The sequence below is a fragment of the Corallococcus sp. AB038B genome, assembly GCF_003668955.1.
Lineage (GTDB): Bacteria > Myxococcota > Myxococcia > Myxococcales > Myxococcaceae > Corallococcus > Corallococcus exiguus.
On the sequence record NZ_RAWO01000001.1, the window covers coordinates 284,988 to 297,826 of the forward strand.

General features: G+C 72.3%; 3 protein-coding genes. 1 reads left to right on the plus strand and 2 read right to left on the minus strand.

Annotated features, from left to right (window positions below; all coding sequences use genetic code 11):
• Positions 1 to 11: 11 nt before the first annotated feature.
• Both D7Y04_RS01270 and D7Y04_RS01275 read right to left on the minus strand, forming a co-directional pair.
• Entirely contained in the window at positions 12 to 2,858 is a 2,847-nt protein-coding gene (locus tag D7Y04_RS01270) for an amino acid adenylation domain-containing protein (protein ID WP_121758075.1), read from the minus strand.
• Entirely contained in the window at positions 2,855 to 11,512 is an 8,658-nt protein-coding gene (locus tag D7Y04_RS01275) for a non-ribosomal peptide synthetase (RefSeq protein WP_158627441.1), read from the minus strand. The genes D7Y04_RS01270 and D7Y04_RS01275 overlap by 4 nt, the downstream gene beginning before the upstream one ends.
• A 183-nt stretch (positions 11,513 to 11,695) precedes the next feature.
• Between D7Y04_RS01275 and D7Y04_RS01280 the strand changes: the two genes are divergently transcribed.
• Complete coding sequence (locus D7Y04_RS01280) at positions 11,696 to 12,769, plus strand: cupin-like domain-containing protein (RefSeq protein WP_158620747.1); 1,074 nt, start codon at positions 11,696 to 11,698, stop codon at positions 12,767 to 12,769.
• The last annotated feature ends 70 nt before the right edge of the window (positions 12,770 to 12,839 follow it).

The following is a 12,839-nucleotide window of genomic DNA, read 5'->3' on the forward strand; positions in this document are numbered from 1 at the left end:
GGGGGTGAGGGTCAGGGCAGGGGATGCGGGGACGGGCCGCGCGGGGGCGGCTCCAGCGGGAGCAGGCGCGGATCCATCGCGGGGGGCTCGGGTTCCACGGCCTGCTCGCGCGCGAGCACCACCACGTCCTGGATGGCGGGGTGCTGGCGGAGCGCTGCTTCAATCTCGCCCAGCTCCACGCGGACGCCGCGGATCTTCACCTGGTGGTCGCCGCGCCCCAGGAACTCCAGCTCGCCGTCCGGCAGCTGGCGGGCCAGGTCGCCGGTGCGGAACAGGCGTGAACCCGGAGGGCCGAAGGGGTCCGGCACGAAGCGCTCCGCGCTCAGGTCCGGCCGCAGGAAGTAGCCCCGCGCCAGGCCCGGTCCGCCCAGGTACACCTCGCCGGGCGCGCCCGGGGGAACGGGCTGTCCGCGCACGTCCAGCACGTGCATCTTCATGTTGCCCAGCGGCTGGCCCAGCGGCACCGCCTTGCGCGCCATGCCGGGCGCGCAGGTGAACCACGTGGCGTCGATGGACACCTCCGTCTGGCCATAGAAGTTGAAGAGCGTCGCGGAGGAGTGCTCCGCCAGCCGGTCCACCAGGTCCGTCGTCAGCGCCTCGCCTCCGCAGACCACCGTGCGCAGCGCGCGGCAGTCCCCCATGCGCGGCTCCTCCAGCACCACGCGCAGCAGCGACGGCACCACGTTCATCTGCGTGACGCCGCGCCGGGCCATGAGGTCCGCGATGTAGCGGCTGTCCTGGTGCGCGCCGTCTCGCACCATCACCGCGCGGGCCCCCGCGAGCAGCGCGCGGAAGAACTCCCAGATGGAGGCGTCGAAGCCGAACGAGGCCACCTGGAGGACGCGGTCCTCCGGTCCGATGGGCAGCGCATGCTGTTCCCAGAGCATCCGGTTGGCGATGCCCGCGTGGGAGATCATCACGCCCTTGGGCACGCCGGTGGAGCCGGAGGTGTGCACCACGTAGGCCAGTTGCTCCAGGTGGGCGGTCCGCGCGGGAGGCGTCTCCCGTAGGCCTTCCTGCCGCCACGCGCCGGGCTCCAGGCGCGCCTCCGGCGGCACCGGCAGCTTGACCGCGAGCGAGGCGGGCGCGAGCACGTAGCGGGCGCGGCACTCCGCGACCATCAGGGCCAGCCGCTGCGTGGGAGCGCCGGCGTCCATTGGCACGAAGGCGCCGCCGGCCTTCATGACCGCGAGCATCGCGACCAGTACCTCCGTCGAGCGGGGCAGGCACAACGCCACGCGCTCCTCGGGCTCCAGGCCGGATGCGAGCAGCAGGTGCGCGAGCCGGTTGGCCCGGCGCTCCAGCTCCGCGTACGTGAGGAGGTCGTCCTCGCACTCCACCGCGATGGCGTCCGGCGTGCGCCGTGCCTGCTCCTCGAAGAGGACGTGCAGGGGGCGCGGGGACAGCGGCACCGCGGGCGGGTGGAAGGACTCCAGCGTTTGTTGGCGGCCGGCCGCGTCCATCAGCGGCAGCGCGGAGACTCGGCGCTCCGGATCCGCCGCGATGCCTTCCAGCAGGCGCTCGTAGGCCCGCGCCAGCCGGTGGGCGGTGGAGGCGTCGAAGAGGTCCGTGTTGTATTCGAGCCAGCCCGTCAACGCGCCCGACGTCTCGACCAGCGTCAGGGTGAGCTCGAACTTGGCGGTGTCCGTCTCCAGGTCCAGGTTCGTCAGCGTGAGCCCCGGGAGCGCCAGCGGCTGGAGCGGCGCGTTCTGGAGGACGAACATCGTCTGGAAGAGCGGCGAGCGGCTCAGGTCCCGCTTCACGCGCAGGTCCATCACCAGCTTCTCGAAGGGGACGTCCTGGTGGGCGAAGCCGCCCAGGGCCGTCTCGCGCACGCGGCCCATCAGGTCCGTGAAGCGCGGGTCGCCGGAGAGGTTCGTGCGCAGGGGCAGCGTGTTGACGAAGAAGCCGATGAGCCCCTCGGTCTCCGCGCGGTTGCGGTTGGCGATGGGCGTGCCGACGACGAGGTCGTCCTGGCGCGTGTAGCGCTGGAGCAGCACCAGCCACGCGGCCAGCAGGGTCATGAACAGCGTGGCGCCCTCCTGGCGGGACAGGGCATTGAGCGCGGCGGTGACAGCCGGGGACACACCCAGGGGCAGCTGCGTGCCGCGGAAGGTCTGGGCCGGAGGACGCGGCCGGTCCGTGGGAAGGCCCAGCGCGGTGGGCGCGTCCGCCAGGTGCGCGCGCCAGTACGCGAGCTGCTCCTCCAGCACGTCGCCCTGGAGCCAGTCGCGCTGCCAGCGGGCGAAGTCGGAGTACTGCACCGTGAGCGGCGGGAGCGGCGAGGGCGCGCCCTGGAGGAAGGCCGCGTACAGCGCTGCCAGCTCGCGCACGAACACGCCAATGGACCAGCCGTCGGAGACGATGTGGTGCATCGACAGCAGCAGGATGTGCTCGGCGTCCGACAGGCGCAGCAGCTTCCAGCGGATCAACGGACCGCGCTCCAGGTCGAAGGGCGCGGCCACGTCCTCGGCGGTCAGCTCCCGCACGCGGCGCGCGGTCTCTTGCGCGTCCAGCCCGCCCAGGTCCACCACGTGCAGCGGCAGTTCCGGCGTGGGCCCCACGACCTGCACGGCCTCGCCCTCGCGGGCCTGGAAGGTCGTGCGCAGGGATTCGTGGCGCTGGACGATCTCCTGGAAGCTCTTCTCCAGGGCGCTTCTCTCCAGCGTTCCGCTGAGGCGCACGGCGAAGGGGATGCCGTAGTGGTGGCTGCCCGGCTCCAGCCGATCCAGGAACCACAGCCGCTGCTGGGCGAAGGAGGGCGGCAAGGCCCGAGGCTTCGCCGCGCGCTGCTGGATGAGGGCCCGGGCGCGGGCGCGCTTCTCCTCCAACGCGGAGGACTGCTTCTCGTCACTCATGATTCGATTTCTCCGCTTTCGAGCTCAGCGATGAGTGCGTCCAGCTCCGCCTCGGACAGCCCCTCCACCCGGGGCAGCGCCTCAGCTGGCGCGCGCGCCGTGAGGACGGGCTGCTTCCGGACTTCCGCCTGCCGTGAGACGACCTGCGCGAGCGCGGCCACGGTGCGCGCCTCGAAGGCGCTGCGCAGGGGCACGTCCACGCCGAAGGATTCGCGCACGCGCGAGATGACCTGGGTGGCGAGCAGCGAGTTGCCGCCCAGCTCGAAGAAGTCGTCGTGGACGCCCACCCGGGGAGCCCCGAGCAGCTCCGTCCAGATGTCCGCCAGCCGCTGCTCCGTGGCGTCTCGGGGGGCCACACCGTCCGCGCGAGGCGTGGCGTCCGGCGCGGGCAGCGCGCGACGGTCCACCTTCCCGTTGAGGGTGAGCGGGAGCGCGTCCAGGAACAGGATGGCGGACGGGACCAGGGACTCCGGCAGCCGGCGGCGCAGGTGGGCCTTGAGGTCGCCTTCCGTGCACGCTTGTCCCGGCGCCACCACCGCGTGGAGCACCAGCCGCTTGCCGCCGGGCCCCTCTTCGCTGACCGTCGCGATGGCCTGCCGCACGGCGGGGTGCTCCATCGCGAGCGACTCCACCTCTCCCAGTTCGAGGCGCAGGCCGCGCAGCTTCACCTGCGTGTCGGCGCGGCCCAGGAACTCGAGCGCCCCGTCCGGCAGGAAGCGGACCCGGTCGCCGGTGCGATAGATGCGGGCGCCGTCGCGCGCGTCGAAGGGGTGCGGAACGAAGGCGCGCGCGGTGAGCTCCGGACGGTTCAGGTAGCCGCGCGCGAGCCCCAGGCCGCCCAACCACAGCTCGCCAGGGACGCCCACGGGGACGGGCTGCTGGCGCGCGTCCAGGACGTAGGCCTGGGTGTTCGCGATGGGGCGCCCGATGGGCGGGTTCACGGCGCCCGCGGAGACCTGTCCGCTGGTGGCGACGACCGTGCACTCCGTGGGGCCGTAGTGGTTGATCAACTGGAACGGTGTGCCTTCGGGCGCGCCCCGGTGCAGCCGGTCTCCGCCGGTGAGCAGCGTCCGCAGCGCCGCGTGCGCGGGCCACGGCTGCGTGAGCACCGCCTCCGCGAGCGGCGTGGGCAGGAAGCAGCGGGTGATGCGCTCATCGGTGAGCCACGCGACGAGGCGCTCCGGCACGCCGCGCACCTCGTCCTCCACGATGTGGAGGCTGGCGCCCGCCGTGAGGGTGGGCCATAGCTCCCACACGGCGGCGTCGAACGCGGGCCCGGCAGCCTGGGTCGTGCGGTCCTCCGGCGTCAGCGCGTAGGTCCGCTGATGCCAGTCCACCAGGTGGGCCAGTCCCGCGTGCTCCAGCTCCACGCCCTTGGGGCGGCCGGTGGAGCCCGACGTGTAGATGACGTACGCCAGGTGGCGTGGACCCGTGAGCTCCGGCGGGGCGTGCGCGGGCGCACCGGCGGCGCCGAAGCCGTCCTCCGCGAGCAGGCACCGGCAGTCCGGCGGAAGCGCCAGCGCGGCGGTGTTCCGCGAGGCCAGGAGCACCGGCGCGCGGACGTCCTCCAGGATGGACTGGAGCCGCTCCGGGGGCGCGGAAGGGTCCAACGGAACGTAGGCGCCGCCCGCCTTGAGCACGCCCAGCGCCGCTTCGACGAACGCGGTCGAGCGCTCCAGACAGAGCGACACGGGCACGTCGGGCCCCACGCCCAGGCCGCGCAGGTGCCAGGCCAGCCGGTTCGCGCGGGCTTCGAGCTGGCCGTAGGTGAGCGACTCACCCGCGAAGGCCACCGCGAGCGCGTCCGGCGTGCGCTCCGCCCAGGCCCCGAAGCGCGAGTGCACGGGGACGTGGGACGGCGGCGCCACCGGGCGCGGGTTCCACCCGTGGAGCAGCGTGTGCCGCTCCTCCGCCGTCATCAGGGACAGGTCGCCCACGCGGCCGTCGGGATCCGCGGCGATGCTGGTCAGCAGCTCCTGGAAGTGCCCCGCGAGGCGCGCGATGGAGGCCGCGTCGAAGAGGTCCGCGTCGTATTCGAAGCGCGCGGTCAGCCGGCCGTCCTCGCCGCGCTCCAGCGCGAGGTTCAGGTCGAACTTCGCCGGAGCGGATTCAGACTCCAGGAGCGTCAGGCGCAGCCCCTGGAGGGCGCGGGAGGGCAGGGGCGCGTCCTGGTAGGAGAACGCGACCTGGAAGAGCGGCGTGCGACCCAGGTCGCGCTCCACCGCGAGCGCTTCGACCAGCTTCTCGAAGGGCACGTCCTGGTGCTCGTGCGCCGCGAGCACGGACTCGCGCACCCGGCCCAGCAGCTGGCGGAAGGAGGGGTTGCCAGAGGCGTCCGTGCGCAGGGGCAGCGTGTTGACGAAGAAGCCGATGAGCCCTTCGGTCTCCACGCGCGTGCGGTTGGACAGCGGGCAGCCCACGACGAGGTCGTCCTGGCCCGTGTAGCGCAGCAGCAGCGTCTGGAACGCCGCCAGCAGCGTCATGAACGGCGTGGCGCCTTCGCGCCGGCCCAGCTCCGCGAGTCCCCCGGCGAGCGCCGCCGGGAGATGGACCGCGTGACGGCCGCCCGCGAGCGTCCGCACCGCGGGCCGGGGCCGGTCCGTGGGCAGCTCCAGGACGCCGGGGGCGCCCGCCAGCCGCTGCTTCCAGTGCGCGAGCTGCCGCTCCAGCACGCCGTCCGCCAGCCACTCCCGCTGCCACAGCGCGAAGTCGATGTACTGGAGCGGCAGCGGTGCGAGCGCCGGAGGGACGCCCGTGGAGAACGCCGCGTACAGCGCGCCCAACTCTCGCAGCAGCACGGCGACGGACTCGCCATCCGCGACGATGTGGTGGAGCGTCAGCAGCAGCACGTGCTCGTCAGGGCCCAGCCTCAGCAGCCGCCCACGCAGCAGGGGGCCTTGGGCGAGCGGGAACGGAGCGCGGGCCTCATGCTTCGCGAGCCGGTGCACCTCCGCGTCGCGCGCCTCCGGGGACAGGCCGCCCAGGTCCACTTCGGGCAGTTCGAAGGGGACGTGCGCATGGACGCGCTGAACGGCGCGGCCCTGGTGCTGGGAGAAGGTGGTGCGCAGCGCCTCGTGGCGGCGGACCACTTCATCCAGGCCTCGGCGCAGCGCCGCGACATCCAGCGGACCCTGGAGGCGTACCGCCGCGGGCAGGTGGTAGCGCGCGTCGCCGGGCTCCAACTGGTCCAGGAACCACAGCCGCTCCTGCGCGTAGGACAGCGGCGCTTCCGGTGCGCGGTCCTTCCGGTGCGTCAGCGTGGGTCCTCGCACCGGAGCGCGCACGCCCCCGTCGATGCGCGCGGCGAGCGAGGCCACCGTGGGCGCCTCGAACAGCGTGCGCAGGGGCAGCTCCACCCCGAACACCTCGCGCACGCGAGCGAGCAGCCTCGCGGCCAGCAGCGAGTGGCCGCCCATCGCGAACCAGTCCTCGTGCAGGCCCACGGCCCCGCCGAGCAGCTCCGCCCAGAGTCCCGCGAGCGACTGCTCCGTGGCGGTGCGCGGCGCCGCGTCCTCCGGGGACGTGGAGCGCTCCAGCTCGGGCGCGGGCAGGGCCTGACGGTCCACCTTGCCCGTGGGGGTCAGCGGCAGCGCGGGCAGGAGCACGAAGGCCGCGGGGCACATCACCTCCGGCAGCTCGCGGCGCACGTGCTCGCGCAGCGCGGCTCCGGTGAGCACCGCGTCCGGCGCGGCGACGACGTAGGCGACGAGGCGCTTGCCCGCGGGAGGTTCGTCACGCACCGCGACCACGCACTGCCGCACGTCCGGGTGACGCTGGAGGACGGATTCAATCTCCCCCAGTTCGATGCGGAAGCCGCGCAGCTTCACCTGATGGTCGAGCCGGCCCAGGAACTGGAGCTCGCCTTCCGGCAACAGGCGCGCGAGGTCTCCGGTCCGGTACAGGCGCGCGCCGGGGACCGCGCTGAAGGGATCCGGCACGAAGGCGCGGGCGGTGAGGTCGGGGCGGTCCAGGTAACCACGAGCCACGCCCGGCCCGCCGATGCACAGCTCGCCCGCGACCCCCAGCGGCTGGGACCGCAGCTCCGCGTCGAGCATGTGCACGCGCACGCCGTCCAGCGGCCGGCCGATGGTGGGCAGGCCGGACGCCACGTCCCCGGACTCGACCGGGGCGAAGGTGGCGGCCACGGTGCCTTCGGTGGGACCGTAGAGGTTGGTGACGCGGAAGGGAGTGTGCGCGGAGGGGCGCCGGTGCAGTTGGTCACCGCCGGTGGTCAGCTCGCGCAGGGCGAGCGACTGGGGCCACGCCTGTCCGAGCACGCCCTCCGCCAGGGCCGTGGTGAGGAAGGTGTGGGTGATGCGCTCGGCGGCGAGCCACGCGACGAGCCGCTCCGGCATGGCACGCACGTCATCGCCGGGCAGGTGCAGGCTGGCGCCCGCGATGAGCGCGGGCCACACCTCCAGCACGGACGCGTCGAAGACCGGCGTGGACAGGTGCGTGGCCCGCGCCGAGGGCGACAGCCCGAAGGTCCGCTGGTACCAGCCCGCGAAGTGGGCCAGTCCGCCGTGCGTGAGCTGCACACCCTTGGGCCGCCCGGTGGAGCCGGACGTATAGATGACGTAGGCGAGGTGATCCGCGTCGGGCGTGACGTCCAGCGAGGTGTCCGGCACGTCGTGGGCCGCGGCCGTCACGTCGTCCAGCACCCGCGCGGACGCGGGCAGCCGTGAGCGCAGCTCTGGCGTCGTGAGCACCACCGCCGCGCCCACGTCCTCCAGCAGTGCTTCCAACCGCGCCCGCGGTGCATCCGGATCCATCGGCACGTACGCGCCGCCCGCCTTGAGGACGCCCAGCAGCGCGAGCACCTGTTCGGGCGAGCGGTGCATCAGCACGCCGACGCGCACGTCCGGACCCACGCCCAGCTGGCGCAGCCTTCGCGCGAGCACGCGGGCCTGGCGCTCCAGCATTCCGTACGTCCACTGTCGCCCGTCCGAAGCGATGGCCAGCGAGTCGGGCGCGAGCGCGGCGTGTGACGCGATGGCGTGGTGAACGGGGGTGAAGGACGCGGGCGCCAGAGCCCCCGCGCTGAACGTACGCACGCGCTCCTGCTCCGCGTCCGGCAGCAGAGGCAGGGCCGACACGCGCTGGTCCACGTCCGCCGCGATGCCCGCGAGCAGGCACGTGAAGCGCGCCACCATGCGCCCGGCGGTGTCCGCGTCGAAGAGGTCCGTGTCGTAGCGGAGCGCGCCGTCCAACCCGCTCGGCGCATCCGCCATCTGGAGCGCGAGGTCGAACTGCGCGGTGCCCAGCTCCACCGGCACGCTCTCCGCCTCCAGACCCGCGAAGCGCACGCGCACGCCAGGAAGGCCCAGCACCAGCGGGGTGAGCTCCTCGCGCCGGTGCGGCTGCTCCCAGGCGAACACCGCCTGGAACAACGGAGACCGGCTCGCGTCGCGCGGACGCCGCAGGCGTTCCACGAGCAGGGGGAAGGGGAACTCCTGGTGCTCCAGCGCCTCCAGCACCGTGCGCCGGACCCGGCCCAGGTGCGCGCGGAAGGACGGGTCCCCGGACAGGTCCGCCACCAGCGCCACGGGATTGACGTGGTAGCCGACGACGTCCTCCAGTCCCGCGCGCGTGCGCCCCGCCGCGGGCGAGCCGACCGCGAAGCGCTCCTGTCCCGCATGCCGGGCGAGGAGGACCTGCCACGCGGCGAGCAGCAGCGAGAACAGCGTCGTGCCCTCTTCACGCGCCAGCGCGCGAAGCCGCCGCGTCAGGTCCGCGTCCAGCCGGAAGGTGCACGCGGCGCCCCGGAACGCGCGCACCGGGGGACGGGCGCGGTCGGTGGGCAGCTCCAGGACGTCCGGCACGCCATCCAGCCGCTGGCGCCAGTACGCGAACAGCCGCTCGCCCTCGAGACCCTCCATGAACGGGCGCTGCCAGCGGGCGAAGTCCGACTGCCGCAGGACCGGAGCTAGGGACGCGGAGTCCCGTCCCTCCTTCAACGCGGGATAGAGCCCGTGCAGCTCCTCCGCCAGCAGCGCCAGCGACCACAGGTCCAGGATGAGGTGGTGCGCCGCGAGCAGCAGCACCTGGCCGCCGCCAGCGTGGGCGTACAGCGAGGCGCGCAAGAGCGGCCCCTGCTCCAGCGAGAACGGGCGTGACGCGTCCGCCGCCAGCGCGCGCCGCAGCGGAGCGTCCTCCAGCGGAAGCGAGGTCGCGTCCTCCAGGAGCCCTCCGCCCCTGGCCGCGTCCGCCCGCTGCACGAACTCACCGTGCTCCAGGTGGAGCGTGGTGCGCGGGGCCGCATCCTCCCGCTGCACGAGCGCACCGTGCTCCAGGTGGAGCGTGGTGCGCGGGGCCGCATCCTCCCGCTGCACGAGCGCACCGTGCTCCAGGTGGAGCGTGGTGTTCGGGGACGCGTCCGCCCGCTGCACCAGCTCACCGCGCTCCAGATGGAGCGTGGTGCCCGAGGCCGGGTGCACCTGCTGCACGAGCTCACCCGAGTGCTCCAGGTGGAAGGTGGTGCGCAGGGCCGGGTGCCGCGCCACCAGCCGCGCCAGCGCCTCGCGCAGCGTGGCCACGTCCGCGGGCGTGTGGAAGCGCACCGCGAAGGCGAGGTGGTTCGCGGTGCTGTCCGGCGCCAGGCGCTGCGCCAGCCAGAGCGCCTTCTGTCCCTCGGACACCGGGTGGCGTCCCAGCGCGTCCCCCGACGCCGTGGGCGCGAGTGGCCGCTGTCCCAGCGAGCCCACCAGCTCCCGCGCCAGGGCCCGCAGGCTCACCGAGTCCATCAGCCGCGCCAGGGACGTGTCCGTGCCCAGCCACGCGTCCAGGTCGCTCTTGAGCTCCACCGTCGCCAGCGAGTCCAGCCCCAGGCTGATGAGCGTCCTCTCCGCGTCGACGTGCGTGCGCGGAAGGCGCAGCCTCGCCGCCACCGCGTCCACCAGCGACGCCTCCAAGAGCGCAGCGCGCTCCGGCTCCGGGAGCGCGAGCAGTTGCTCCGGACGCAGCGTGGGCACGGGCGGAACGGAGGCCTGGAGCGTGCTCTGGCCCAGCACCTCCAGCTCCCCGGCGAGCCACGCCTGCCGGCACGCGTACCGCTGCACCTTGCCGCTGGACGTCTTCGGCAGGGAGCCGCCCTGGATGAGCACCACGTCATGGGCCTGGGCGTCGTGCGCCAGCGCCACGGCCTCGCGGATGCTCCGGGCCAGCGCCTCCAGGTCCGTGCCGGCGTGGCGCGCGTCCACCTCCTGCACGATGACCAGCCGCTCCTCGCCCTCCAGCTCCACGGAGAACGCCGCGGTGCAGCCCGGCCGCAGCGCGGGGTGCACGCGCACCGTGGTGGACTCCACGTCCTGCGGGTACAGGTTGCGCCCGCGCAGGATGATGAGGTCCTTGATGCGCCCGGTGACGAACAGCTCGCCGCCGCGCAGCACACCCAGGTCGCCGGTGCGCAGGTAGCGAGCGTCGTCCGAGCCCCCGCCCTCCACGCGCGCGTGGAAGACGCGCGCGCTCTCCTCCGGCCGCTCCCAATAGCCCTGGCCCACGCTGGCGCCCGCCACCCAGATTTCGCCCTCCTCACCGGGCGCGCACTCGCGGGCGGTACGCGCGTCCACCAGCCGGACCGTGTTCCCCTCCAGCACCCGGCCGGAGCCCACCAGGTTCACGCCGTCCGTCACCGGCGCGGTGCCCAGCGCGTGCCCGGTGACGATGAGCGTCGACTCGGCCAGCCCGTAGCAGGGGTAGAAGGCCTCCCTGCGGAAGCCCTGCGGCGCGAAGGCTTCGTGGAAGCGCTCCAGCGTCTCCGGCCGGATGGGCTCCGCGCCGTTGAAGGCCACCTTCCAGCGGCTCAGGTCCAGCGTCGCGCGCTCCTCGGCGCTCACCTTCCGGACGCACAGGTCGTAGGCGAAGTTGGGACCGCCGCTCGTCGTGGCCCCGTAGCGCGACACCGCCTGCAGCCAGCGGAAGGGGCGCTGCAGGAACGCGATGGGCGACATCAGCACGACGGGGAAGCCGCCGTAGAGCGGCTGGAGCAGCCCGCCGATGAGCCCCATGTCGTGGTACGGCGGCAGCCAGATGACGCCCCGGCTGTCGCGCGAGTGGCCGAACGCGCGGTGGATGAGCGCCAGGTTCGCCAGCAGGTTGCGATGCGTCAGCATCACGCCCTTGGGGCTGCCCGTGGAGCCGGACGTGTACTGGAGGAACGCCAGCGCGTCCCCCGTGACGCCCGGGTCCTTCCAGCCGTCCTCCAACCCCGGCGCCAGCGCATCCGTGGCCACCCAGGTGAGCCCCGCCAATTCCGGCGCCTGCTCGAAGAGCATCCCGGCCATGCCGTGGATCATCTCCGTGGTGAGCACGAAGCGCGCCCGCGCGTCGCGCACCATCGCCTCCAGGCGCGGCAGGCTGCGGTTGAGGCGCGTCACGTCCGGCGGATACGCCGGCACCGCCACCACGCCCGCGTACAGGCACCCGAAGAAGGCCGTCAGGTACTCGTTGCCCGGCGGGAACAGCAACAGCGCCCGCTCCCCCCGCGCCCCGTTCGCCTGGAGCCAGGCGCCAAGGGCACGCGCCTGCCGGTCGAACTCGCCATAGGTGAGCGCCGCTTCTTCGGATTCGCCATCCACCAGGAAGGTGTAGCCCTGATGTCCTGGCGCTTCGTTGGCACGAAGGCGCAGGAGTTCAACCAGGCTGGCTGGTGACATGTCGTCGAGCTCCACGCGATGTATGGCTTGGGAAACGACATTCATGTGTCACGGCTAAAGTGTGTCTGTCAAATCTTGCATTGATATATTCGAAGCCTGTAAATTCCTTGAGAACTGGTTGTTTTCAGCCCAAAGACAACCATGCAGGTTTCAAAACCAATACCGGGCCTCTCTGGAGAGCGGATGTACGAGAACATCGAGCGCATCAAGGCCCCTACTCGCGAAGTCTTCCTCGACGAGTACGTGCGGAAGCAGAAGCCCGTCATCATCACGAACCTGTTCGAGGGGCAGCCCATCAGCCGGCTGTCCAGCCTGGACATCGCCCGCAAGGAACTGGGGGACATGCCCGTCGTGGTGCAGGAGGGCCACGAGGAATACTTCACCCGCATGCTGTCGATGCTCATCTCGAAGGACTTCACCTTCTCCGACATCGGGAAGAACCAGAGCACGGTGAACGGCTACCTGGAGATGGTGGCAAAGGACCCTGACAGCCGTCTGGTCTGCGCGGAGGTCCCCCGGTCGATGATCCAGAAGGTGGAGGCTGGATACACCATCCCCGAGTACTGTCAGCCGGACCCGGGGGAACCCGACGAGTACATGTCGATGCTGTGGTTGGGTAACACGGGCAACTTCACCCACATGCACTTCGACGCGGACTACAAGAACATCTTCCAGTACCAGCTCTGGGGGGAGAAACGCGTGGTGCTGGTGCCGCCCACGTCGTCGCGGAAGATCCTGCCCATGCGTAACAACAGCGCGCTCAGCCCGGAAGGACTCAGCCAGGAGGAGAACGACAACTTCGTGCGTTACGTCGGGGGTTATCAGGCGGTGGTGCGCACCGGCGAGACGCTCTTCATGCCCGCCCTGATGTGGCACTACTTCGAGTACATGGACACCAGCATGGCGCTGACCATGCGCTTCCGCCGCAACCGGTACCTGCGCTTCCTGGCGGACAACTTCCACACCGACTACCGCCTCCAGCACATCGCCTGGAAGCTGGCGAACGAGCGGGGCGTGGGCGAGCAGGGCCGCCAGGCCTTCGCGCGGCTGGAGGCGGAGTTCCTCAAGCCCATGGACAACCCCGTGGAGAAGGCCAACCACCTCCAGCAGGTGGTCAATGACATCTACGCCAGCTTCTGCACGGACGGCCTGAAGGGAGACCTGAGCCGTCCCTTCCTGGAAGAGATTCGCGGGGCCATCCGGAGCATGGATGTCCTGGCGGGTTCCCTGTATTCAGACGAGCGCCCCACGGCTTGAGTTGGCTTTGAGGGCTGGCGCCCGCCCAATCCCTTGCATCCGCGGGGGATGGGGTGGGCGCCGGACCTGA